General features: G+C 49.7%; 25 protein-coding genes and 1 pseudogene. 6 read left to right on the top strand and 20 right to left on the bottom strand.

Translation table 11 applies throughout. The features are described from left to right. Window positions 1-62: 62 nt before the first annotated feature. Window positions 63-932, top strand: a complete 870-nt coding sequence (locus ACYUJT_RS18815; protein ID WP_460325072.1) for a GNAT family N-acetyltransferase — start codon at window positions 63-65, stop codon at window positions 930-932. Between the two features lie 135 nt (window positions 933-1067). On the opposite strand, the gene ACYUJT_RS18810 is transcribed toward ACYUJT_RS18815, so the two are convergent. Next, window positions 1068-1160: a hypothetical protein gene (locus ACYUJT_RS18810; protein ID WP_460325398.1), complete on the bottom strand. Its 93-nt coding sequence runs from the start codon at window positions 1158-1160 to the stop codon at window positions 1068-1070. Window positions 1161-1207: 47 nt separating this feature from the next. Here ACYUJT_RS18810 and ACYUJT_RS18805 point away from each other — a divergent pair. After that, window positions 1208-1366, top strand: a pseudogene (locus tag ACYUJT_RS18805) (XRE family transcriptional regulator); the annotation flags it as partial. A 190-nt stretch (window positions 1367-1556) separates the two neighbouring features. Then, a complete protein-coding gene (locus tag ACYUJT_RS18800) occupies window positions 1557-1976 on the top strand; it encodes a GNAT family N-acetyltransferase (protein ID WP_460325070.1) in 420 nt (139 codons plus the stop codon). A 123-nt stretch (window positions 1977-2099) separates the two neighbouring features. On the opposite strand, the gene rlmD is transcribed toward ACYUJT_RS18800, so the two are convergent. From rlmD to ACYUJT_RS18780, 4 genes are all read right to left on the bottom strand, one after another. Then, complete coding sequence (rlmD, locus tag ACYUJT_RS18795; protein WP_460325068.1) at window positions 2100-3704, bottom strand: 23S rRNA (uracil(1939)-C(5))-methyltransferase RlmD; 1605 nt, start codon at window positions 3702-3704, stop codon at window positions 2100-2102. 338 nt (window positions 3705-4042) lie between these two features. Then, the gene (locus ACYUJT_RS18790; protein WP_460325066.1) at window positions 4043-4924 is read right to left on the bottom strand and encodes a diacylglycerol kinase; all 882 of its coding nucleotides are present in this window, start codon (window positions 4922-4924) and stop codon (window positions 4043-4045) included. 21 nt (window positions 4925-4945) lie between these two features. After that, window positions 4946-5842, bottom strand: a complete 897-nt coding sequence (locus ACYUJT_RS18785; RefSeq protein ID WP_460325064.1) for a sirohydrochlorin chelatase — start codon at window positions 5840-5842, stop codon at window positions 4946-4948. 2 nt (window positions 5843-5844) lie between these two features. Further along, window positions 5845-6135 carry a YerC/YecD family TrpR-related protein gene (locus ACYUJT_RS18780; protein ID WP_055109624.1) on the bottom strand — a complete coding sequence of 97 codons (291 nt, stop codon included), beginning with the start codon at window positions 6133-6135 and terminating at the stop codon, window positions 5845-5847. 228 nt (window positions 6136-6363) lie between these two features. Between ACYUJT_RS18780 and ACYUJT_RS18775 the strand changes: the two genes are divergently transcribed. After that, a complete protein-coding gene (locus ACYUJT_RS18775) occupies window positions 6364-6891 on the top strand; it encodes a hypothetical protein (RefSeq protein WP_460325061.1) in 528 nt (175 codons plus the stop codon). A 148-nt stretch (window positions 6892-7039) separates the two neighbouring features. Here ACYUJT_RS18775 and ACYUJT_RS18770 read toward each other — a convergent pair whose 3' ends face one another. From ACYUJT_RS18770 to ACYUJT_RS18735, 8 genes are all read right to left on the bottom strand, one after another. Then, entirely contained in the window at window positions 7040-8233 is a 1194-nt protein-coding gene (locus ACYUJT_RS18770; protein ID WP_460325059.1) for a glycosyltransferase family 8 protein, read from the bottom strand. A 113-nt stretch (window positions 8234-8346) separates the two neighbouring features. After that, the gene (gene galU, locus ACYUJT_RS18765) at window positions 8347-9240 is read right to left on the bottom strand and encodes a UTP--glucose-1-phosphate uridylyltransferase GalU (RefSeq protein WP_460325057.1); all 894 of its coding nucleotides are present in this window, start codon (window positions 9238-9240) and stop codon (window positions 8347-8349) included. Between the two features lie 168 nt (window positions 9241-9408). Continuing rightward, on the bottom strand, window positions 9409-10368 hold the full coding sequence (gene corA / locus ACYUJT_RS18760) for a magnesium/cobalt transporter CorA (protein ID WP_460325055.1): 960 nt from the start codon (window positions 10366-10368) through the stop codon (window positions 9409-9411). A gap of 96 nt (window positions 10369-10464) precedes the next feature. Next, window positions 10465-11454, bottom strand: coding sequence for an inorganic phosphate transporter (locus ACYUJT_RS18755; RefSeq protein WP_460325053.1), 990 nt, complete (start codon window positions 11452-11454; stop codon window positions 10465-10467). Between the two features lie 88 nt (window positions 11455-11542). Next, complete coding sequence (locus tag ACYUJT_RS18750; protein ID WP_155609876.1) at window positions 11543-12157, bottom strand: DUF47 domain-containing protein; 615 nt, start codon at window positions 12155-12157, stop codon at window positions 11543-11545. A gap of 192 nt (window positions 12158-12349) precedes the next feature. Further along, a complete protein-coding gene (locus tag ACYUJT_RS18745; protein WP_460325051.1) occupies window positions 12350-13375 on the bottom strand; it encodes a DUF3048 domain-containing protein in 1026 nt (341 codons plus the stop codon). A 211-nt stretch (window positions 13376-13586) separates the two neighbouring features. Further along, window positions 13587-14417 (bottom strand): alpha/beta hydrolase, encoded by an 831-nt coding sequence (locus tag ACYUJT_RS18740; RefSeq protein WP_460325049.1) that lies wholly within the window; start codon window positions 14415-14417, stop codon window positions 13587-13589. 128 nt (window positions 14418-14545) lie between these two features. Beyond that, the gene (locus ACYUJT_RS18735; RefSeq protein WP_460325047.1) at window positions 14546-14767 is read right to left on the bottom strand and encodes a hypothetical protein; all 222 of its coding nucleotides are present in this window, start codon (window positions 14765-14767) and stop codon (window positions 14546-14548) included. A gap of 247 nt (window positions 14768-15014) precedes the next feature. Here ACYUJT_RS18735 and ACYUJT_RS18730 point away from each other — a divergent pair, with 247 nt between their 5' ends. After that, window positions 15015-15722: a DUF1129 family protein gene (locus ACYUJT_RS18730; RefSeq protein ID WP_460325045.1), complete on the top strand. Its 708-nt coding sequence runs from the start codon at window positions 15015-15017 to the stop codon at window positions 15720-15722. Between the two features lie 174 nt (window positions 15723-15896). Further along, on the top strand, window positions 15897-16604 hold the full coding sequence (locus tag ACYUJT_RS18725) for a hypothetical protein (protein WP_460325043.1): 708 nt from the start codon (window positions 15897-15899) through the stop codon (window positions 16602-16604). Between the two features lie 16 nt (window positions 16605-16620). On the opposite strand, the gene ACYUJT_RS18720 is transcribed toward ACYUJT_RS18725, so the two are convergent. The 7 genes from ACYUJT_RS18720 to ACYUJT_RS18690 form a co-directional block, all read right to left on the bottom strand. Beyond that, entirely contained in the window at window positions 16621-17379 is a 759-nt protein-coding gene (locus ACYUJT_RS18720; protein WP_460325042.1) for a hypothetical protein, read from the bottom strand. Beyond that, entirely contained in the window at window positions 17379-18074 is a 696-nt protein-coding gene (locus ACYUJT_RS18715; protein WP_460325040.1) for an ABC transporter ATP-binding protein, read from the bottom strand. The genes ACYUJT_RS18720 and ACYUJT_RS18715 overlap by 1 nt, the downstream gene beginning before the upstream one ends. Before the next feature lie 57 nt (window positions 18075-18131). Further along, the gene (locus tag ACYUJT_RS18710; RefSeq protein WP_460325038.1) at window positions 18132-18524 is read right to left on the bottom strand and encodes a GntR family transcriptional regulator; all 393 of its coding nucleotides are present in this window, start codon (window positions 18522-18524) and stop codon (window positions 18132-18134) included. Window positions 18525-18569: 45 nt separating this feature from the next. Beyond that, a complete protein-coding gene (locus ACYUJT_RS18705; protein WP_460325036.1) occupies window positions 18570-19328 on the bottom strand; it encodes an ABC transporter permease in 759 nt (252 codons plus the stop codon). Continuing rightward, window positions 19321-20271, bottom strand: a complete 951-nt coding sequence (locus ACYUJT_RS18700) for an ABC transporter ATP-binding protein (protein ID WP_460325034.1) — start codon at window positions 20269-20271, stop codon at window positions 19321-19323. The genes ACYUJT_RS18705 and ACYUJT_RS18700 overlap by 8 nt, the downstream gene beginning before the upstream one ends. A gap of 181 nt (window positions 20272-20452) precedes the next feature. Beyond that, a complete protein-coding gene (locus ACYUJT_RS18695) occupies window positions 20453-21514 on the bottom strand; it encodes an NAD(P)-dependent alcohol dehydrogenase (RefSeq protein ID WP_460325032.1) in 1062 nt (353 codons plus the stop codon). Window positions 21515-21615: 101 nt separating this feature from the next. Then, on the bottom strand, window positions 21616-23223 hold the full coding sequence (locus ACYUJT_RS18690; RefSeq protein WP_460325030.1) for a glycoside hydrolase family 43 protein: 1608 nt from the start codon (window positions 23221-23223) through the stop codon (window positions 21616-21618). Between the last annotated feature and the right edge of the window lie 822 nt (window positions 23224-24045).

The raw sequence follows: 24045 nt of genomic DNA, 5'->3' as shown, positions 1-24045 counted from the left end.
CGCGGAATAATACCATTAATATAAAGACAGTCGATTTTGAGGATTATGGGGGGGAGAATGCAATGCAGGAGTTTACGAAGGATTATAAAAACAATGAACCTCTTAGAAAGAGTTTTTTCGAACTTGCTACCAACACTTTTGGTTTAAGTTTTGAAAATTGGTATCAAAAAGGGGGTTGGAGCGAACGTTACATTCCTTTTTCATTTGTTGAGGGAGAGAAGGTTATTGCAAATGTTTCAGTAAACATTCTTGAGTTAATTATTAATGGAGAGAAGAAAAAAGCTATACAAATTGGAACAGTTATGACACATCCTGAATATCGAAGAAGAGGATTATCTACATGTTTAATGAACAAAGTTTTAGAGGAATATGAGAACAAATATGATTTCATGTATCTCTTTGCCAACAATACGGTTCTTGATTTTTATCCCAAGTTTGGGTTTAAAGCAGTAGAAGAGCATCTATTTTCAATGGACTTTACATCAAGCGAATTTGAGCATACAGGCATTAGAAAACTAAATGTAAGTCAAGCAGATGATTTTCGTCTTATTTACAAATTTGCATTAGAAAGATTGCCCGTTTCTCAACGTTTTGGAACTGATTGCACTCAAGGAATTTTAATGTATTATTGCCTGAACGTTTTTTGTAATGATATTTATTACTTGGAACACGAGAACGCTATTGCTATTTATAAAAAAGAAAACAATCACATGGACATCTTCGATATTATCAGCATAAAGGAAGTCAAAATCCAAGATATTTTGACTAAGATTGCGGGTAGGGATACTGAAAAAATAACTTTCCATTTCACTCCAGATTATAAAGATATCGATATAAAAAGTAATATTTCTGATGGTGGTTTATTTGTAAGAACAAATGGTGAAAACCTCTATCCTGTACACGTAAAACACCCAATTACATCAATAGCTTAAAGCTAGGTCGGTATACGATGAGCCCCTACCGACTAAAAGCCCTGACTGTGATTGTCAGGGCTTTAGGCTTTATTGGAACCGTAAATGATGCAGCTAGGTCAAATTCAAGATTTAGACTATTGGTAGCAATCTACTCTAGAGTATCGCTCCATTTTGACGAAGAAGTTCCGCTACGTTATTGTTACCTTGCTTGATAGCAAGAGACAATGCTGTTTCTCCACCTTCAATTCTAGCGTTAACATCGGTTCCATAATCTAGAAATATCCCGCCAACAAAACGCCTTTAAGTGGTACTCTGGAGAATTACTCACACATTATCACGACTGGCTAGTTAAGAATAGTTCGGAAATTGTTTTCGACTGCAATTCATCAGGTATTCCTCACAAGCATGCCATGACTAAAATGATTGCACAAAAGATATCCTCATTAGGCTAAAGTTACTACTATATTTACTAGTCCACTGTATTCACTCACGAAGATGGTTCTATCGAAATCAGTACGGGAAGATTCAGATTTAACCATTCTTTACTACCGATACACGGGAGTAATATGGTAACTTACAGTTGTGATCAGTTCAGTTTTTTATTATCAGTTGATTTCGATTTATAAGGGGCGTGGCAGAATAATGGACTTGTATATCTCAAGTGAATTAAATAATACTGACAAAAACTATGTAAGTAACAAGATGATTGAGTTTAATTTAATGCATTTTCCTGATGATTTAAAAGGTAGGTATCAAGAGGTAAATCTGTATTTAAAAAACGCTGAAGGTCAAATTTTTGGTGGAATCGTCAGTGAAATATGTTGGAACTGGATGGAAGTTCAATATCTGTTTGTTGATGAACAGCTTCGTAAGTTAGGGTATGGGAAAAAGCTTTTATATGAGGCTGAAAAAATCGCTAAAGAAAAAGCGTGCGATTTCATAAAACTTGATACATTAAGCTTTCAAGCATTAGATTTTTATAAAAAGCAAGGTTTCGAAGTTTATGGGGAAATTCAAAATGCAGGCAGGCATACACATTATTATTTAAAAAAGGACATATGAACTGACTTATAATCACCTGCCCCCCCCTTATTGCAGTCATAGATTAATTCAAGAACCAACATTAGTTCAACAAAAAAGAGGGGGTTCGCCCCTCTTTGCTATTTCCGCCAATACATCTCCGATTTACTTGTCATTCCGCACTAACAGTGCCACACTCTCCACATGCACCGTATGCGGGAACATATCCACCGGCTGCACCTCAACGGTGCGGTAGCCACCATCCTCCAGAATCCGTAGATCCCTGGCCAATGTCGACGGATTACAGCTTACATATACCACCCGTTCCGGCTTCATTTCCAGGATTGTCTCCAGCAAGCGAGGATCGCAGCCTTTACGCGGAGGATCGACCACGATGACATCTGCTTCGATGCCTTGCTCCTTCCAGCGGGGAATGACGTCCTCCGAAGCTCCCACCTCAAACGTCACATGCTTCATCCTGTTCAACTCGGCATTGCTGCGGGCGTCGTCGATCGCTTCCTTGACGATTTCTACCCCGTATACGCGTTCGGCGTGCTGCGCCAGGAACAAGGAAATCGTTCCGATGCCGCAGTAGGCGTCGATGACAGTCTCTCTTCCGGTCAGCCCCGCATATTCCACCGTCTTACTGTACAACACTTCAGTTTGCACCGGATTCACTTGGTAAAAAGAGCGCGCCGAGATCGCAAACTGTACGTCTCCGATATAATCATAAATGACGTCGCGTCCCCAGAGGACGCGGGTTTCGTCGCCAAAGATGACGTTGGTCTGCTTCGTGTTAATGTTCTGGCAAATGCTGACCACCTGCGGGAGTTGTTCCCGGATCAGGCCTACCCAGGCCTCGACGTGCGGAATGTCCTGCCCGTTGGTGACAAGGACAAGCATCATTTCTCCGGTACGAAAAGCCTTCTTCACGACGACATGGCGCAAGAGGCCTCGCCCCGTCTCTTCGTTGTAGGCGGTGATGCCGAGCTCGCGCCCGATTGCCTTCACGCGGGTGACGACATCGTCGTTATGCTCATGCTGGATCAGGCAGGTCTCCATATCGACGATGCGGTGGCTGCCGCGCGCATAGAAGCCGCCGACCAGGCCGCCGTCGGTCACACCAATCGGCACCTGGGCCTTATTGCGGTAGCGCCAAGGCTCCGCCATGCCGAGCGTCGGCAGCACAACGACGCCACCAAGCGCTGCTCCCTCGTTAGCCCCATCGCCGCCCAGCACCGCGCCAGCATCGCCTTCTGACGCCACACGCAGCTTGCCGATGCGCTCCAGCGCATCGACCACGTGCTGGCGCTTCCAGGCCAGCTGGCCCGCGTAGCTCAAGTGCTGCAGCTGGCAGCCGCCGCACTTGTCGTAGATGCCGCACGGCGGGGCTACGCGATCCGGGCTAGACTCCCGCAGCTCAAGCAGTTTGGCATAGCCGTACTGCTTTTTCGTCTTCAGCACCTTCACGAGCACCTTCTCGCCCGGAAGCGCTCCAGCTACAAACAGCGTGTAGCCGTCCGCCCGGCCCACGCCCTCGCCGTCATGGTTCATACCGATGATATCGATAACAACTTCATCGTTTTTGCCGACAGGCAATCCGGCGATCTCTAGATCCTGCTGCTTTCTAGCGCCACGCGAATTACCTGAACTTCCATTTCTGCTTCGCTTACTAGAGCTGCGGATACCGGTCTCTTGCTCCGCTGATCCATAGACATGGCCAGCCGATTCCTTCCTGCCCGCTGCCCCATTACTTCGCTGCCTCTTCATTGCTGGTACTTCACTTCTTTCTTGTAAGGTAATTCCTCATAATTAAAATAGCTGCCAGAGTTTCTGGGGTTTCCGGATAATCAGATCCGCCACCGCCAGGTCTCCAGATCTGTCAGTTCTCCTACTCTCCAGGCCCTTCAAGCCTTCCTGCCATTCCCGATCCACTATATCTCATACAAGCATAACCCATAACAGCTTGTCCGCTCTTCCCTCATGCCACCTTCATGAAGCCGGGGCTGTTCCCCGCATCCTGCATGCTTCGGAAACAGCCCCTCTATATCCATCAACATATCGACTCTTCACTATCCTATTACCCTGCAATCCGCTTAATCCGACACCTACGCAAAAATCCGCAAATGCGACGGTAAAATCTCGAACACGCCGGGCAGTTCCCCGCCCAGTTCACCGTCCAGATTTAGCTGGACTAGCCCTGGCGAAGTGACCTCCATCCGCTTCGTCTTGAAATAGACGACGCGCGGATCGCTGAAATGATCGCCGCGCAGCGCCATCGTCAGCAGGCGGATAAATTCGGCCAGATTGCATTTGCGCACCGCGATCACGTCCAGCAGGCCATCATCGATTCGCGCATCAGGCGCCAGCTTCTCAAAGCCGCCGACGGAATTGCTGTTCGCGATCAGGAACAGCATGAACTCGCCTTCCAGTACCCCATGGCCCTCGGCGCTAATGATCAGCTCCGTTGGCGACAGACTGGCAACCTTCTCGATGCCCTTCATATAATAAGCCAACTGGCCGATCATCGTCTTGAGCTTGCTGGGCACCTCATACGTCAGCTCCGTAAGCGAGCCGCCGCCAGCGATATTAATAAAGTGGCGGCCATTCACCTTACCGATATCGATCGGCCGCGTCTTGTTCTCGATCACCAAATCGCAATAATCCTCCCAGCGCTTGGGAATTCCCATAGCGCGGGCGAAGTCGTTCGTCGTTCCCATCGGGAAGATGCCGAGCGGCGGCAAATTCTCAAGCCCTGCCATACCGTTCACCACTTCATTCAACGTGCCGTCGCCGCCGGCCGCAATAATGATATCGTAGCCGCGCCGCACTGCTTCCGCCGCTTCTCGCGTAGCATCACCTTCGCCCGTCGTCGCATGGCATGACGTCTCGATGCCGGCAAGGTCCAAGCGATCCAGCACATCGGGAAGCAAGCGCCGCATCTCCTCCCGTCCAGAGGACGGGTTATAAATCAACCTAGCTTTTTTCATGATATGAACGCCACCCGTTTATCATAATTTCATTGACCTCATTATATGCAATATTTGATCCAACATCCAGTGAGGCAAAAGCGAGTGGGGAAGCAGCGCCTCTCCCGAGTAGCGGTATGTCAATCCTTCCAGCCTGGAAGGGATTTCTTTCTTCGTGAAATAACCTGCGCTTAAAAATAACGGGGCAATTGCCACCTCATATCCCCGTTCTTGCCAATAACTTACCTTCTTATGCACGCTATCCGGATTTAATAGCGCATAGTCGGTCACGGCAATGCCGCCGAGCTCTTTCACCCGCGCAGCCAGCGAAGAGATGCCTTGCTCCCACCGCTGGCGGAAACCCTCATGCCTGCTGCCATGACCGATTAGCAGCAGCGCTTCCCGTTCCGGCTCACGGGATAATAGCTTGGACTTATCCCAGATCATTTGGGCAACCAATGGATGGTCGTCTACAGGCTCGCCAAAAAACACGCGTGCAGAGAGGCGAAAACGTTCCAAATCCGTCTCCTTCTCCGGCGTGTCTTTGACCCCAAGCGCATACGCGATCTCATCCACATGCGTGCTTCCCGAGGACATGAACAGAGGAATAACGATCATATCGGTGACGCCTTGCTGCTCCAGCCGATCGATCCCGTCCTGAATAAGGCGGCCTTCCACGATTTCAAGGAAAGAGGCTTCCACTGGAAGCCCCTCCGGTAATTGTGCTTGGACTGCCGCAACCGCATCATCCACCAGCTTCACCCAATGGCCGTCCGGCGAACCGTGGCTGATCACGAGCACGCCGGGCCGCTGCGGTCCGTCCGCCGAAAGCGTCTTCTCCGCAAATTCCAAACCATCGCTAACGAGCCCTTGTCCTTGTCCATGCTCCTGCCCCGAGGCTTCGCTTCGCCCATGCAGCATATCCAAGCTTTGCTTCATCCTTAACGTCCCAGGCGTTCAAGCGTCATCTTGTACCCGTCGTTGCCGTAATTCAAACAGCGCTTGACGCGGGAAATCGTCGCCGTGCTGGCTCCAGTCTCCGCCTCGATTTGATTATAGGTATTTCCTTTGCCGAGCATGCGCGCTACTTCCAAGCGCTGAGACAAAGATTGTATTTCGTTAACTGTACATAAATCATCGAAAAAGATGTAACATTCCTCGATATTCTTCAATGTAAGAATAGCTTCAAATAATTGGTCGATCGTTTTATCATTCAACTTCTTAAGTTGCACTGATTAATCATCCCCTACGGTTACTATAAACACACCTACATTGTACCTGAGCTATGGCCTTCATTTCAAGCGTTAACGATTTCACGCAGCACAGAAATAACGCCCAAAATACGCAAAAGCCCACCGCACCCGGGACATTCGTCTATACACTCGATACGCAAGGCACATACAGTGTAGTATACAAACGCCTAATCTTCACCCTAAATATTTAAAAAGGAAAGTGATACTATGCCTCATTACTATCCTCCCCATCGAAGCATATCGCCCTCCCCCTATACGAACTATTATCCCGGGGTCATTCCGTACGAGACGACGCTTACGAATACAGCGGAAGCTTCCGCGCTTGTTCCTTATGCACCGCCAGCCGCAGCAGGCGAGACCACCGTACTGCCGGCTGCTTCAGCCGGAGCCGGAGCCGGAGCTGGAGCCGCAAAATCGGGCGGAGGCTTCTCCCTCCCGAACATGGGCGATCTCAAAGGCATAGTCGACAAGCTCGGCGGGATCGACGGCATACTAGCAACGATGGGTAAAGTGCAAAAGGCCATGCAGACCGTCCAGCAGTTTGCGCCCATGGCCAAACTGATCACAGGCCTTCTCCCCGGCGGCAAAGGAGCCAAAGGGGGAGGCAACAAGCTGGACGAATACAGGCCGCGACGCCGGCGGCGGAGCAAAGGGAGCGGCCGGAAAAGCAGCAGAAAGGGCAGTAAGCGCCCCACTTCTCGTACACGCAGCGGAAAAACCAAACGCCGCCGCTAATTCCACAATCCCGCAGATGAATATATTCGGGCTGCAGAGCTGTCGAGAAGTCTCGGCAGCTATTTTTTTCCCAATCATAGTTACAAAATAGAGGCACCGATAAACTGTGCTAATTTCTGCGCGTTTCCATATGCACAATCGTCCTTCTCTACCCGTTCTTGGTCCGGGAATGTACCGTCTTTGAAGCGGGTTTGGTAACCATTCTTCGCCGAGGTACTTCGGCCAGCCCACTCCTTCCCGGAAGCATAACTTTACCTGGATAGAAACTCCGCACTCTTCTTTTACTCTTCAATCGGTATTTCCGCTGCACCGGTGCTGCCTGATATTGTCGCGAAGGCTTGAGCGTTCGGGCGGAGCCGGCCTGTCTCTTCAATGACTTCTGCTTCGGCCATCTCCTGAACTTCTTCAATCTCGATTGCCGCTTCATCCCCACCCTCTTCATAGGATGAGTATGCCGTTGCATAGAATCCTCCGGCAGCTCTGGCACTTCATGTTCCAATCGAGGCATGAGCGACCACTGATCCACCTTTATCTCAGGCGGCAGTTCAAAGTGCGGCTCAGGCAATATCCACGGTGTCAGATTAAGATATTCCTGATACAGCGCGAAATCTGGAGACGCTGGATCCCACCACTTCGTCTCGCCAGCAAAGTGCACAATTTTATGATTGAAGTCTAGATCCGGATTGCTGAAGCTAAAGGTGTTAAATTCCCCACCAAGTTGTAAGTAGTTTCCACCGTAAACGTGATTGAGTGTATCCTGGTCCGGTAGGGTCGTGCTGGGATACTGCCGGAGAAAATCCTTCATCTTCTCATACCACTCCGAGTTTTGGCGGATATTGTCCAGTCCAAACACGATAACACCCGAATTGAAGTAATTATCCGGATTTAAACCTAACGGTAAAAGAATGTCGGTGAGTGCTGCGACGCCTAGATCTCGGGCCGCGGCCAGATAGCAACCGTTCAAATCGATATCCCACAACTCTTGAATATCCAGATTTACCAGCACATCGCAGTCCAGATAAATGACTTTGCCCACATTATGCAGAAATGGCAGGAGCAGACGGTACATGCTCCCCAGGGTCCACGTATTAACCGATTGGGCCCCCTCAACAACTTCGGCCAAGTCATGAGGCAAGACTATAGAGTAGAATTTGACAGTATGATTATAATAGGTAACCAGTTGTTTAATTCTTAGCTTGTTCTCTTCGGTCAACGACTCGTCATGAAGGATATGAACGTTAACTTGTGAACCTGTATGGAGGAAGACGGATGTAAGAACGACAGCCGCATGTTCTGCATAACTTCCATCCTTATCAGTAAATGCTAAAGCCAATTCAACCATTTACGATTAACACCTCTCCCTGCTTTTTAGAAAATAACGCAGCCCATGATTGCCATACTCATTATTCTCACGGCCTCTTGGAACCTGCGTTTCTAGTGATTAAACGTAGATAGTTATTGCTCGGAACTAGGGATATCATCGTCAGCTTGCAGCAGCCCGTTTATCTCTTCTTGCAGATCATTCTTCAGATTTCCACGATGCCTTGTAATAGCGAGAATGGCCTTAAGATAGCCTATCGGGTCTCCAACATCATGCCAGCGGCCGTTGATCTCGCAAGTATAGACAGCTTCCTTGGTCAGGAGCCTGTTCAACGCGTCGGTGAGCTGAATTTCACCTCCTAAGCCGGGTGGCTGATTCTCCAGAATATCAAAGATCGATGGTGTGAGAATATAGCGCCCTACCATAGCCAGACGCGAAGGAGCCGCACCTGCCTGGGGCTTCTCGATTAATTGATTAACATAGGCGAATGCATCAATTAATGGCTTGGCATCCACAATCCCGTATTTGGATACTTTATCTTCGGGTACCGTCTGAACCCCCAGAATGGAAGTCTGGAATCTGCCAAAGCCTTCGATCAACTGCCCCAGTGCCGGAGGCTCTGACTCGAAGAAGGTATCTCCAAGCAGAACGGCAAAAGGCTCTCTCCCAATAAACTTTCTGCCCACATGAATCGCGTGGCCCAGCCCTTTGGGCTCGGATTGGCGGATATAATGAATGTCTGCCAGACCAGTAAACTCTCTCACCTTGCGAAGTTCCTCGAACTTTCCCTTCTGTTCCAGGAAGTATTCCAGCTCATGTGCAGAGTCAAAATGGTCCTCGATGACCTTCTTCCCTTTGCCGGTGACAACCAGAATCTCCTCAATTCCGGCTGCTGCTGCTTCCTCGATAATAAATTGAATCGTTGGTTTATCAATAATCGGAAGCATTTCCTTGGGCATTGCTTTGGTTGCTGGAAGAAGCCGTGTTCCGAAACCTGCTGCTGGTATGATCGCCTTACGAATTTTCAAGTGGTCCTCCTCCTTCATGATGCAGTTGTATATGATGTCATCGTATGCCAGCGAAGCCATTGTATAGTGGACATCTATCTAATCCGGCAAAAAATAATTGAATGCCCGTCCAGCGCAACAAAAAAAAGCGGTCACTTCCCGCCTTAGATTGGGAAATGACCGTCTTTATTACTTGAACCAGCCCCGCCGCATGAAGCTGAGAATCATCCAGATGCTGAGCACGCCCATTAGGACAAGTACACCGAAATACCCATACTTCCACTCCAATTCAGGCATGTTCACGAAGTTCATTCCGTAAATCCCGGCAATCAGCGTGAGCGGCATGAACACCGTCGTAATGACCGTCAGCGTCTTCATGATTCCGTTCATCCGGTTGGAATTCAGCGAAATATAGGAATCCCTCAGATCGGCAGTCATCTCACGATTGCTGTCAATCATTTCAGACAGCTTCAGCAGATGGTCATAGATGTCTGAGAAGTGCACTCTCGGCTCCTTCTCTCCCTGGATATGCTGGGAATTCAGGATGCGATACATCAAATCCCGCATTGGAACGATCGTGCGCCGCAGTTTGAGCAAGCGGCTCCTCAGCGCAAACACTTGATTCAACAGAACCTCCACCGACTCGCGGCTCCCCTGCTTTTCCAATTCATCCAGATCGTCCTCGACCGAATATACGCATGGAAAATAATTATCCACCAAGCTATCGATAATCATATATGCGGCGGCATAAGGGCCCTGGGTCCAAATCTTGCGGTTATGCGTCCGGCTCAGCATGTTCTCCCACGCCTGATCCACCTCGTTCAGCGGCTTCTTGTGGTAGGACACGAGATAACTGCTGCCGATGAACAAATCGACCTCCACCGTGCTCAAGGTGTCCGGCTTCATCGCATGCAGAACAAGAAATTGATAATCCTCATAATAATCCAACTTCGGCCGCTGCAGGACGTGCAGGCAATCTTCAATGGCCAGAGGATGAAATCCAAAGAAGGAAGCGAGCAGCTCCGATTCCTCTTCCGACGGTTCATTGAAATCGACCCAGCACCAAACATATTGTCCCAGGCGAACATCTTCCAACGATAGATCGGTTTTTACTTTATGATCTCGCGTAACGCCCATGATTCGCAGCATGATCCATCCTCCTCGCCCGCTACATAAGATCCTGACACATTTAAAAAAAGCCAACCCTCGGCATTAATCCTAAGTGATTGGCTTTTTCGTTACGATCTAAAACAGTATTATATATATTAATCCGGCAAGAACTGCTACAATCGGAATCGTAATCACCCAAGCGATGACGATTCGTCCGGCAACTCCCCATTTGACAGCAGAGAAGCGTTTGGCCGATCCAACACCCAGTATCGCGGATGTAATAGCATGCGTCGTACTTACCGGCAAGTGGAACAGCGTTGCGCCAAAAATAACAGATGCCGCAGAAATATCTGCCGCAAAACCGTTAACAGGCTCGATCTTGAATATTTTCGTCCCCATGGTTTTGATGATCTTCCAGCCGCCGATCGATGTACCAAGTGCCATCGCCGTTGCTGCTGCGATCTTAACCCATAGAGGAACATCCATATTGTCCTGGTACTTAGCCGTTACAAGAGCAAAAGTGATAATCCCCATTGCCTTCTGAGCGTCGTTGGTACCGTGCGTGAAAGATTGAATGGCCGCCGTAATGACCTGCATCGAGCGGAACCCTTTATTGACCGTATGCGGGCTGCGCTTCGCAAAAACCCATTTCAGGATGATCATCACGACATAACCGATCGCAAAGGCAATCAACGGAGAAAATATCAGTCCTTGAAGAATCGTAGTAAACCCGCTCCAGTTCAAATTCTCAGAGCCAGCTCCAACGAATACTGCACCAGCCAGAGCACCGATCAAAGCATGCGAAGATGAGGAAGGGATACCGAACCACCAGGTAACCAAATTCCATATAATCGCGGCAAGCAATGTTGCGACAAGGATCTCCAGACCGTTATCCAGCTTGGCCGGATCAGCTACACTGCCGCCGATCGTCTTCGCGACGCCCGTGAACATCATGGCTCCGACAAAGTTCATGACCGCAGCGAGCAAGATCGCAGTACGCGGCTTCAACGCGCGGGTCGATACCGAGGTCGCTATCGCATTGGCGGTATCATGAAACCCATTGATGAAGTCGAAAGCCAGCGCCAGAAAGATGACAATCAGTATGATGATTAAACTCGTATCCATAGTCTCATTTATTGCACAGATCGTTGTATTTGTATATCATCCGCGCAATTCCAACCTCCCGAAAATTGAATGATAAAGCGAAGTTTTCTTATGAATTGCGCATGATAATGGATTCCAGCATATTGGCAACGTGCTCGCACGCATCTGTCGTCGTTTCGAGACGTTCATAAATTTCCTTTTTCTTGATCAGAACGATCGGGTCGGTTACTTTAGCGAACAGCTCTTTAATGCAAATACGCAGCAGCTCGTCCCCCTGGTTCTCGAGATCGTTCAAACGAATCGTATGCTCGCGAATCGCAAGCAGCTTCTTCTGGGATAGCAAATGAACTGCCTTTTGGATTTCATAAGCAGAGGTACGCAGTATTTCTGCAAACTGAACAATATGCTCGTCCGGCTCGCTCAAATGGTACATGAAGAATCGGGAGGTCGTCGCCTCCAGGCCGTCCATCACATCGTCGAGTGTCGTCGTCAGGTTCATGATGTCATCACGTTCAATCGGTGTAATAAACGTTTTGTTCAGTTCGACAATAATCGTGTGTGTAAAACCGTCACATTTCGACTCGAATTCCTTCATTTGCTTCGCGAATTGCTCAACATCCTTAAGCTCCGATACCTGCTGGGCGAAATAATCTGCCGAATGCACGATCGTATCCGCCATATTTTCTAACGTCTGGAAAAAGATATCTTTCTTTTTCGCTCGCATCTCTTATCCCCTTTTCTCTGCATGTGTTTCTGATACACTCGGATGACATAACCCTGAATATCTTAACACAATTAGCGACAACGTGAACACTATTGTTACAAACATTTCACGTCTTCAATTTATAATACCCTTTTGGTAGCGGTTCCTATCCCTTATATTGCATGGTGATGAAATAATTCCCTATTTTTCGACTCATTCAACCGTAAAACGACTGTCAAATCCGGGTTCATTTGGCACAACGTTAACGTATGTAATCCCAGGGTAAAACGGAATCTCTTCATTGTCCTTCACAAAACGGATAATATCGCCGGATTTGCGTATCCATTGGCCGCGAATCATGTTCCCCCGCTGAAAAACAACCGCTTCTCCGCCCGTTTCCAGGTTCACAGCCAACCGTCCAACCTCGTCCAGCACTTTATGATCCGCTCCCATAATGACAACATTCGCGGCAGTCAACTGGCTGCCTGTATCGAGATCATTATGCGGCGCATCATTGATGAATCGCTTATACAATTTCGTAGCGGAATCATATTCATAAGTTACCCGATAATTGTTAAGTTGAAATTTAACCTCCACCTGACCGGCTGGGATTCCTTCCCCAGGGTCTTCCTCGTTACGGAAAGGATAGGCCGGAACGTCCTCAGCCTCGGTTCCATAACCTCGCTTGGCTGCCCCCTCCAGCAGCTTCTCCAAATTGGTGTAAAGGTTATGAGGCGCCTTCCGTGTTTTATCCCGCCAGAAATACGCGCCGGCATTCGTAATCTCGTCGAGATCCTCCTTACGCTGCTGCTGAAGTATAGCAAACGCGTCATTGCTCGCACCCGCATGGACAGTCACAGCGTGATGGCTTTCGCCAAGATCGATCATATAAGGGCGTATGCTGCGCACCGGACCGATCCGGGTCGTCTCGTCACCGCTTTGATAGATGGCGATCATCCGGGTAACCCCGCCTTCCGCCAGAACTTCATACACGATATCCGCTTGTCCCAATCCGGATTGCGGCCTGGCTGCCGGGGCATTGTTAATCATCACCGCAAGCGGCCTCCGGGTAACCGGCTCCTCCACCGGCAGACCGGTCAGCGGCGCTTTCGAAGTTACCGACGGTTCCTCAATAGTCGGCTCCTCTATCTGCACCGGGATGTCCTGAGCCTCGTTCTCGCCAATTACAGCAGCCTTCCCTTGCCCGCAAGCGGGTATAATAAATAAGCTAAGCAACAATAAGAGCAACAGCACATGTTTTGATCGTTTCGATCCATTTGAGCATTTCAAAATAATATCCTCCGAAGACCATGTTTTTCCTCATATTATACGCTGATTGTCCGCATCACGAAAAGACTTCAACAAAAGAAAACGCAGTGCCAATTTCCACGGCACTGCGCTTGGGAGTCCTGCTGATATGAAATTTCGATTTTTCCTTCATTTACGTCCACTATATCATCCAATGCTGCCAATCGCTTTGAACGGTTTCCAGATGGTTGAGCCACTCCTTCGTCTTCAGCAGCAGTTGATTGCGATGCTCGCCGGAGGAGTACGTATGGTCCCCCTGAAAAATAATTTCCTTATCGCAGCGGCCTTCCGGACGCATCCAGAATACCTTCTGGAACAGGAACGCATAATCGACGGGTATCGCATCATCCGAAGTGCCATGAATAACCAGCACGTCCCCGCTAAACTTAATGGCTTCCTGGAATGGCTGATAGGTGCCAAGCGAGTCGAAGAACACCGGGCTGAATCCGTAACCGAGATAATCGGCGACGCCTTTCTCCTGCGCTTCATCGTAGACGTGACGTCCCGTAATTTTAACGATGTCATTGAACGGATAGCCGACGGAGGACCACAAAATGAGCTTCTTGACACGGCGGTCACGTACCGCGGTAAGAAGAGCAATCGCGCCTCCGAGACTGTGCCCGATAAGAATGACCCGCGTTGGATCAATATCCCCGCAGCTCAATCCGTAATCCAGCACTGTGCGCGTCTGAGCGATCATGGATTCGATGCCTTCCTGCCCGTATTCTCCGCTGCTCTCCCCGCAGCCGATATAATCAAACCGGACGACAAGATTGCCCTCGGCAGCCAGTTCCCGGGCGGCCTTCACGAACAAGCGGTCCACGCCAATCCGGCTGCCAACGAATCCATGGCAGATGATGATCAGCGGCACGCGGTCTTTGCAGCGCCCCTCTCTCTTGACTGTCTCGCCTGGGTAATGAATACTGGCCGTTATTTTCTCTTCTCCATGGTTAATGACGATTTGCCGTTCCATCCGCTCAAGCCTCCCTTTATGCCATGCAATATATCTATTAATCCGATAAGTTTAATATGAATTATAAACTTATCTTAGCATCTCAGGAGGCTGAGTGTCAATAGGCAGAGTGTCAATCGTTTCCTGAATTAATCATAATACTGGCGAAAATAACTTTGGGTCAACTCCTGGCCTTCGCTGGAGCCGCCCCCCGGAATGTCCCCGGCAAGCCATGGCTCAGCGTCCTGCAACGGCTGCTCCTGCGCCGCGAATTCTGCCTCGGCATCGATCTCCGTCACCTCTTCAAGACTGCCCCTCGAATGGCTGTTAAGCAAATATTTCCGAGTCAGCTCCGAGTGGAACTTTCCCATGGCTGTGCACCTCACTTCTTAATGATCCTGGAAGAATGCTGCTCATTTCTTCCTGCCCTATAGTGTTGGAGGGATGCCGTATTTTTATTCCAGTTCCTCGATGATTCTCCAGACTCACTCCGGCGACACTTCCGAGGACCCTTGCGGGAGACGTGAAATATGCAGTATACTACTGGAGAAAATCGGTAATTCACACACAGAATTGGGAGATTGCATAATTAGCCAATCCGCCTGGAAGGAGAGATTCATGTACATTCACGAAATGATCAGAGAGACGAATCAATTAAGAGGGCAGATGTCCCCGGCTAATGAGGCTTATTTCGGAGAAATGGTGATGTATTTCCGCTCCGGTTCCAGTTCGCTGACGGAGGCGAAGGGTGAAGAAGTTCTTCTAGAGCTTGCCCGGCGCATCATCAAAAATCAAGAGAAGAATATTTCCGCCGCCGAATTATTCGGCGATGATCCGAGAGCTTACTGCGAGCAGCTTGCGGATGACGTCATGATGAAAAAGCCGCGAACCTTAAAGGAAAAAATCAAATATTATACGATGATTCCCTGGGTCGCTTTGACTTGGGTATTCTTTATTTACATGCTCACTGGCTTCTTTAGCAAATGGTTCGGCGGAGAACTGGAATATACCCGGATCAGTACGGCTTCGCTGCTTGTCATCGCCGTTCTCTCGATCGCTCTTGTCGAAGGGGTTACCCGGTATCTCGGCCCGGGAACGAAGCGCAAAGCCGAACAAGAACAGGCGCATTCCCAGCCCCAGTCATCGAAGTTCGACCCTAAAGCGTTGGGGGTTTATATCGGAATTGCTGTCGCCGTAGCTGTAGTCGGCCTAGGATTGAACTGGCTGCTGCCCGCCTTCACCGTCTCGCCTTGGGACAGTCTTATTATTTTTATTGTAGGAATTATCGGCCATAAGCTGATCTTTAGCCGAAAGAGCAAGTCTTAACACCATTCTATTAACGCAGTACACAGAAGGGCCAAGCAGCATAACCTGCTTGGCCCTTTAAGCTGCATATGCCAAAATAAAATATTGACAAAGCGATTACCGTTTAGATACATTTGCAATTCCTGCATCATGTATACTACTCAATGAGATTTCTAATCGAAGGAGTTGCTTATTTTGCTTATTAAATATTTAAATAAATGCATATTACTTACGATTATCGCCTTTACGCTTGCAGCTTGCGGCCATACCAGCGATAACGCTGCCAGCACCTCTCCATCCTCCGTGCCAAATGATAGCCTAATCCATTTGGTCAAAGCAAACGACGTCATTATTTCCGCTTCGAAGCATACGGATTCGGATGTTTTCAAGGGGCTTATCGTTCAGGTCGACCAGCTCAGCGAACATTTCGATTGGACCAACGTAACGAACAAGACCTATTACCCCGTCGTTCATATCGCAGACATTAACGGCGACGATCAGAATGAAATCGTCATTATCCTGACCACGGGCTACGGAACAGGGATGAACGAACAGGAAATCCACGTGTTGAACAAGGAGGACTTGACTGAGCTATCGCTGGAGGACCCCCTCCTGGCCATTAAAGACGAGGTAACCTCGGAAATCTTGCACGAGCAGGATCAAGTTAAAGTCGTCGTGAAGACAGACACCGATAATGTAGAACAAAACTACCTTGAATCGGATGCGGTACTCTGGAATGAGGAAGTTTCATTCGGATCGGTCATCGGATACAGTGCTGCTGACGGCGTGATTACCGCTACTGTCCCGGGTAGCGTCTCCCCCGCAGCGTTTACCGTAAATGCCATCCTGGAATACGGATCTGATCTCAAAGTCAGATCGATCAGCCTGGAGCCCATCGAGTAAATGCGATTGGGCTCTTCTATATTTCAACCTTTTTGCTCAATAAATAGTTGATCAGCAGCAGCATCAAGGCAAACATGGCTGCATCAAACAGCAGCTGCCCTGCCTGCAGCAGCGGCGCGCTCGACATGACCTGGGCGTTAATGGAGTCATTGGAGGATTCTATAACACCTATGCTAAACAGCTTCGCGTCAAATCCGCCGAACAGTGCGCTCTCCACCAGGCTTAATACATATTGAATCACGAAAAATGCTATGATCCCAACCCATGTGCCGGCTTTGCCGCGCAGACTGACGCTGGCCCCGATCGTCATGGACAAGAGGATCATCAGCATCAGATAGGTGAGCGTCCAGAAGATGGCAAAGATGAATTTAAACAATTCCAGCAGGCTGGTTACCGTCATTTCCTCCGGCCACACCGGGGTCGAATGGACCAAACTAACATAAATATAATAGTGGAGCAAGGCGATTCCCGCTAACACCGCAGTAAACAGCCACCATAGCACGATGCTGGACACGGCCGTCCAGACCGGACGAACCGGCAGCAGCCTGCGGCTATAAGCCTTTATATTATTCTCGAATGTCTTGGAGGCGATGATGATTAGAATGATCCCGGTCATCGTATACAGCATGAAGGAGAGGACAATTATGATCGACTGCTCCCAGCCCCTGGCATTGCCTACGACCCCGATGACGATTTGCAGAAAAACCAGCACAGCGAGCAGCCCCAGCGACAAATTCGCATTTCGCTTCCAATCGTACTTAAGCAGCTTCAACATTACGCATACACCTCTTTGAACATGTCATCTACGCTTTTTCCATACTTCATCCGCAGCTCCTCTACCTCCCGCTGCATCACGATTTCACCCTCGCGGATAAAAATCACTTCATCAAAAATCCGTTCGATATCCCGCACGAGATGGGTAGAGATCAGCAGACTGCTGTCTTCGTTATAGAACTCCACGATGGCATCGAGAATTTTATCCCGGGCCACCGGGTCCACCCCGCCGATCGGCTCATCCAGCAAGTACAGCTTGGCATTTCTAGACAAAGACAAGGTCAGATGCAGCCGCTCGTTCATCCCTTTGGACAAGGAGCTGATTCGCTCCTTTTCGTTCAGGTTCATGAAGTCGAGCATCCGGTGCGCCTTCTCTTCGTCAAAATCATCGTAGAAATCCTGGTAAAACCTTACCGCATCACGGACCTTCATCCAGGATTCCGTCAGCGGCTGATCCGGCATAAAGGACACGTCCGATTTCGTCTTAAGGCCGACAGGAGTCCCGAGCACCGCAGCCGTTCCCTGAGACGGCTGGATCAGACCGGCCGCAACTTTCATGATCGTGCTCTTGCCGCTGCCGTTCGTTCCCAAGAGGCCAACGATTTTACCTGCCCCGACGGTGAATGACACCTCGCGCAATGCTTTCTTGGAACCATATGATTTGGATACACTTTGAAATTCCAGTATATTTTCCACTATACTCGTTCCCCTTCTCATACTGATGATTCAATACTGATGATCCCTGCCTAGTTACTAACCGTTTGATCGATTTGATTTGTTTGCCCCGTCTTGAACTGCTTCTGCAACAATCGAAGCGATATCCTCACTCGAGAATCCGAGCTCCTGCATTCCATGAATGAACCGTTCCAGCAAATCTCCCGCCATTTCTTTTTTGATCATCATAATTTTCGATTCCTCACTTGTCACGTATCTTCCTAATCCTCTTCTAGTCTCCACAATTGCTTCCCGCTCCAGCTCCTGGAACGTCCGCTGCACGGTGTTCGGGTTGATTTGCAGCTCTACAGCAAGCTCGCGGACTGACGGGATCTTGTCTCCCGCCTTCAGCTTGCCCGTCACAATTTCTCTCTTGATATAGTCCATGATTTGCAAATAAATCGGCAAATTATTATCAAATTCAATACTCACAATGTGTCGTACCCCTTTCCGCCCTTTCCCATGGGGCTATGCCCCTTAGGCGACATCACGCTTCTTAAACGTAACAAAGCTGGCCCCGAGAAACAAGAACATGTAGACAGCCAATACGATGAGCGAAAAAGCCATAGTCATCCCCTCAAATGGCGGCCGGCCATTTGCATATACCGACAAATCAGCATTAGTGAACAGCAGATATTTAACGAACGAATATTTGGACAGCAGGGCAACGATGAGCCCTTCCAGCATCAGCAGCGTCATGCCGATGCCAATCGTCGCTCCGCTTGATCTGGTAAGCGTCCCGATCATGAACGCGGCGCTCACATAGATCGCCATGTATACGACGTGGTACAGTGTGGCGCTAAGCAGATTGCCTAACCCGGTCATGTCTGAGAAGCCGAACATTACACTGCCTATGACCCAGCCAACGATTAATGCAAACAGCGTTAGCGATAACGAGTACAACAGCACGATCGCATATTTGGAAGCCAGGATTTTACTGCGGCTTACGGACCGGATCAACAGCAGCTTGATCGTTCCGCCGCTGAATTCCTTGGAGACGACGCCCGCCGTACAGATGATACTCAGCATCACGAGGAATTGTCCGAGGCCATTCTTCGCGATGACCACCTCCGCGATCTGCGGAGCCGTCAGGACGCTTTGCAGCCCGCCCATGAATTGAGTCATATAGGCCAAAAAGATAATGAAGGCCGCAATGATCGCATATGGTACAAAGAAACTGCGTTTTTTGAACAATTTGAGCCATTCATTCCACACTAAGTTAACAAAACTACGCAATGTAATTCCCTCCCGTCCATTTAAGGAATTCGTCTTCCAGTGAATCCCGGGTCTCTTCCATCCGGTACAGCCCGATCCGCTCCTCGCCCAGCGACTGTACAATCCGAGGTATATGACATTCTCGAACGTTAACCGTGATTTCCTTGCTCTCCGGCGCTATGCCGGCGATGGAGACCTCCTCCATCCGCTGCAGCCGTTCCTTAGCCCGCAGGGCATCATCCACCCGGAGCTTCAGCTTCACGTATTCCGTTTCACTTTGCTGTTCTTCCAGGCTTCGCTCCGTCACGAGCTCTCCTTGCTGGATAACGATAACCCGGCTGCACATCAGCTCCATCTCCGACAGCAAATGGCTGGAGACAAGAATCGCGATCCCCTCATCCCGGGCGATCTGCTTCAAATAATCCCGCATCTCCCGAATGCCTGCCGGATCAAGGCCGTTCGTCGGCTCATCCAGGATCAGGATCGATGGCCGATGCAGCAGCGCCTGGGCAATGCCGAGCCGCTGACGCATGCCGAGCGAATACGCCTTTACTCTCTTATGCAGCGCCTGTTCGAGCCCTACGAGCTTCGCGACCTCCATGATCCGCTCTTCCGGAATTCCCTCTGTCATCCGCTGATACTGCTTCAAATTATCATAGCCGCTCATATACCCATAAAACTCTGGATTCTCAATGATCCCACCGATATGGGCAACCGCCTCGGTGAAATTCCGGCGAATACTCTTATCCTTAACGAAAATATCACCTTCGCTCATGGAGATTAACCCGACGATCATCCGAATCGTCGTCGTCTTGCCCGCTCCGTTAGGGCCTAGCAGTCCGACGATCTCCCCTTTATGAATATCGAAGGACAAGCGATTCACAAGAGCCTTGCCTCCGATTTTCTTGCTCACCTGATTCACCGAAAGCACGGTAGGATATGTCCCTAGTTCAAGTACGCTCATTATCCCACTCCTTTGTACTAGTGTTATAGTTGAATAGTACACTAGTGATGAATTACTGTAAAGCCCTAATTTCTTGTACAAAGCTCAGTTAAACAATCATGTTGGTATTTGAGACAAAAAAAAAGACCATCATTCTGATGGCCTTACGCTATCTGACAATCTTTTGTTTTGGCGTCCCCGATTACAGCTTCGGATAAATCATGACCTTGATGCTCGTTTCCTTCTCGGTACGTGCAACTTCGACCGCTTCCTGAATATCCTTGAGCGCATATTTATGCGTAATGACCTGCTCGATGTCGATATCGGACTTGCTTAAAGCCTGAATGGCCGACGGATACGTGTTGGCGTAACGGAACAATCCGTATACATCGATCTCACCGTCGATGATTGTGTTGATATCGACCGGGATTTCCGATGCTGCCGGCATGCCGACCAGCACGACGCGCCCGCCGCGGTTGACGGCACCGAATGCATCCGCGATGGCCCGTCCGTTTCCTGACGATTCCACGACGACGGTCACGCCTTGTCCGCCGGTCAGCTCGGCAAGCCGCTCCTTCAAGTTCTCTTTCGATGGATCGATGATGGCGGTAGCGCCCATCTTTAACGCGAGATCCTGGCGGAACGGAACGACATCCGTCGCGTAAATTTCCGTGACGCCATAAATTTTCGCAGCCTGGATCGCCAGGAGTCCGATCGGGCCGAGCCCCGTCACGAGCATCCGGTCCGCCGGGCTGACCTTGCCGCGAATCATCGCGTGCATGCCCACGGACAACGGCTCCAGCAAAGCCCCCTGCTCATAGCTCATCTCGTCCGGCAGCCGGAACAGGAAGTCGCTGCGCACGGCCACGTATTCCGCCCATGCTCCATCTACCGGCGGAGTAGCCATAAAGACGACGTCCGGGCATAAATTATAACGCCCCGACTTGCAGTATTCACAGCGTCCGCAAGCCACTCCCGGCTCTACGGCGACCCGGTCGCCTACCGAGACGTTGGCCACCTTCGCTCCGACCTGCACTACTTCCCCAGCCAGCTCGTGGCCGAGAATGATCGGCTTCTCCACGACATAGCGGCCGATCCGCCCATGCTCGTAATAATGAACATCGGAGCCGCAAACCCCGATGCAATACACTTTAATCAGAGCTTCATCCTCTTTGATGCTTGGAACGGGCACCTGCTTGATTTCGATATCCATCGGTTTGTTCAATACAGCTGCATCCATAACACTTGGTATATTGTTCGACATAGTCAGTCAGCTCTCCCTTAGCCTAAAATTGTGTCTATCCGGTTCTTTAACAGTTACAATCTATGTTTCGTTTATTTTGACTAGCCGACCGCAGCTTGTATCTATTCATCCAGCTCGCGGTACGTAAAATAATCGAAATCGGCATGCAGCTGGCGGCCGCTCAAATCCTGAGCACTTATGCCGATAAATGCTCCGGTAAAGCCCTGATCGAGGGCGATTCCATCCTTAACCAGCTCCGCGTTTTCATCCGAGAGCTTGGTCGCGTCCATTTCCCCGCCGATCGCCAGCCACTCCTTCCCGTCCCGGGAATAGTAGAACCGCAGCGACTCGTGGCGAATGACTGCTTTCATGTAGCAGCGCTCCCAGCCATCGATCGAGACCGGGGTCTCCAGTGGCTCGTCATAGACGCCGCGGTCACTCAACATGATGCCTAGGCATTTGCCCAATTCCTCATCCCAGCTGATCCGCAAATAATAATAATTTTTCGTATTGTAGTAATAAATCAGGCCGGCCATCTGCTGGTAAGTGTCAGGAGCAAATTCAACGACCGTCTCCGCTTCCACGAGAAAAGACTGCTGCCGGCGCGCCACCAAACTTTGCCGATGATGCGAATACAGCGACTCCCGCCCTCTCAGCCGGAGATAACCAGGGCGTTCCTTTAGCGACGCCCATGCTTCGGCGAGCGGCTCGCGCAGCGTGCTGAAGTGGCGGCTGATCTCCCCGCCGTCGAAATGCTCCGTCTCCGGATCCGGCGCAAAAGGATGCTCCGGCAAGCTCGGCCCCGCCACATGCACCTGCGGCTCATGATCGCCCGACGTCAAGCGCAGCCAGCCGTCCTCCGACCATTCCACTTTCTGAATGGCCGTCTCTCGGCCGAGTGTGCAGCACATCGATGGCCGCAGCGGCCGTCCGCACAGATGCACGACGTACAGCTCACCATGCTGCGTCTCCACCAGGCAGCCGTGGCCTGCCCGCTGCAGCGCCGCTTCCGGGCGATCCGCCGAGGTCAGCAGCGGACCGTCCGGGTCAGCCTCGTATGCGCCGAGCAGCGTGGTCGAACGCGCCATCGTAATGGCATGACCGTACCGGGTCCCGCCTTCCGCCGTCATCAGATGATAATAGCCGTTGGCTTTATAAATATGCGGCCCTTCCGTCAACCCCAGCGGCGTCCCCCGGAAGATATTATGGATCGGCCCGACTAGTCGCTGCTCCTCTTCCGAGTACTGCTGGATGACGATGCCGCCGAAATGGTTTTTCCCCTTACGGTGATCCCAGACCATGTTCAGTACCCATTTCGTGCCGTCTTCTTCATGGTACATCGATGGATCGAAGCCGCTGCTGTTCAGGTAGACCGGCTCCGACCACGGGCCGCGGATATCCTTCGCTGTAACGAGGTAGTTATGCGTATCCTTGAACGGCCCCATATGGCTTTTGACATCGGTATATATTAAATAATAAGTTCCTTCATGATAGCTCAGGCAAGGTGCCCACACTCCGCCGGAGTCGGGATTCCCCATCATATCTAGCTGGCTCGTCCGGCTCAGCGGATGGCCGATGAGCTGCCAGTTTTTCAAATCCCGGGAATGATGAATCTGGACCCCCGGGAACCATTCAAACGTTGAAGTCGCGATATAATAATCATCGCCCACTCGAATGATCGATGGATCCGGGTTAAAGCCTCTCAAAATCGGATTGATAATTTCAGACACCGCATATTCCTCCACTTCTGTTCTAGTTTGTCTGCATCGCTGCCGTCTTTACTGCACAACTTTCTCCTTTGAAAAATATAAGTTGGACAATTGAAATGAATGTAGGGCAAGTACGTAAAATGTTCCTGCGCTCGCTGTTGCTCTCAGATTTTTTGGATTATTTAGGTTCATAATAGGATAAAATCCGGCCAAAAGGCGACCACAAGCTGATGTTTTCGAAGCAGCTCTCTTCCAGATAGCTTTCTGTTTCTTCAGAATCATTTTCTCCCCATGCCTACATCCATTCTTTAGTTCATCTTATATAAGCCACGTGCCACTAAGCTGTTGTATACTAAGCTGCGTCGTACACTAAATGGAAATCATGTATCTAATTATGCTCTCGACGAATGTTTCAAGGGATTAGATGGATTTTATGCACCTAAAATCAAGAATCCAGCCCATGTTGGCCGTTTCCTTTCTTCTAATGACATGAAATACACTTAAATCTGCTTTCCCTTCCTTGACTCAGAAACTAACTGCTAAAAATCCATTTATATAGGTTGAACTATGGAAATGAATCCAGATTTCTTGAATTTAGATTCATAATAGGAGAATTCCGGTCACAAAGGCGACCACAAGCTTATGCTCTAGAAGCAGCTTTCTTCCTGATAGCTTTCTGTTTCTTCGGAATCATTTTTCTCCCTTGCCTGCATCTCATTTATTAATTCAACTTATACAATTCCCCGCCCTTACTTGATCTTCGCCAGTTCTTCCTTCACATCATTGTTGTTCTGGCCGACGTTAGCGCCCACCAGATCCAGGACTGGTCTGCCCATCTCGCAT

The organism is Paenibacillus sp. YSY-4.3 (genome assembly GCF_054767475.1).
Note: the sequence above shows the minus strand (reverse complement) of the source record. Positions and strands in the feature narration are given on the sequence as shown.

Coding starts and splice junctions, on each gene's coding strand:
- ACYUJT_RS18720 (WP_460325042.1), bottom strand. CDS start 17,379: ATGTTGAAGCTGCTTAAGTACGATTGGAAGCGAAATGCGAATTTGTCG.
- ACYUJT_RS18775 (WP_460325061.1), top strand. CDS start 6,364: ATGCCTCATTACTATCCTCCCCATCGAAGCATATCGCCCTCCCCCTAT.
- ACYUJT_RS18700 (WP_460325034.1), bottom strand. CDS start 20,271: ATGAGCGTACTTGAACTAGGGACATATCCTACCGTGCTTTCGGTGAAT.
- ACYUJT_RS18740 (WP_460325049.1), bottom strand. CDS start 14,417: ATGGAACGGCAAATCGTCATTAACCATGGAGAAGAGAAAATAACGGCC.
- ACYUJT_RS18800 (WP_460325070.1), top strand. CDS start 1,557: ATGGACTTGTATATCTCAAGTGAATTAAATAATACTGACAAAAACTAT.
- corA (WP_460325055.1), bottom strand. CDS start 10,368: ATGCTGCGAATCATGGGCGTTACGCGAGATCATAAAGTAAAAACCGAT.
- ACYUJT_RS18815 (WP_460325072.1), top strand. CDS start 63: ATGCAGGAGTTTACGAAGGATTATAAAAACAATGAACCTCTTAGAAAG.
- ACYUJT_RS18735 (WP_460325047.1), bottom strand. CDS start 14,767: ATGGGAAAGTTCCACTCGGAGCTGACTCGGAAATATTTGCTTAACAGC.
- ACYUJT_RS18695 (WP_460325032.1), bottom strand. CDS start 21,514: ATGTCGAACAATATACCAAGTGTTATGGATGCAGCTGTATTGAACAAA.
- rlmD (WP_460325068.1), bottom strand. CDS start 3,704: ATGAAGAGGCAGCGAAGTAATGGGGCAGCGGGCAGGAAGGAATCGGCT.
- ACYUJT_RS18785 (WP_460325064.1), bottom strand. CDS start 5,842: ATGAAGCAAAGCTTGGATATGCTGCATGGGCGAAGCGAAGCCTCGGGG.
- ACYUJT_RS18770 (WP_460325059.1), bottom strand. CDS start 8,233: ATGGTTGAATTGGCTTTAGCATTTACTGATAAGGATGGAAGTTATGCA.
- ACYUJT_RS18790 (WP_460325066.1), bottom strand. CDS start 4,924: ATGAAAAAAGCTAGGTTGATTTATAACCCGTCCTCTGGACGGGAGGAG.
- ACYUJT_RS18750 (WP_155609876.1), bottom strand. CDS start 12,157: ATGCGAGCGAAAAAGAAAGATATCTTTTTCCAGACGTTAGAAAATATG.
- ACYUJT_RS18730 (WP_460325045.1), top strand. CDS start 15,015: ATGTACATTCACGAAATGATCAGAGAGACGAATCAATTAAGAGGGCAG.
- ACYUJT_RS18755 (WP_460325053.1), bottom strand. CDS start 11,454: ATGGATACGAGTTTAATCATCATACTGATTGTCATCTTTCTGGCGCTG.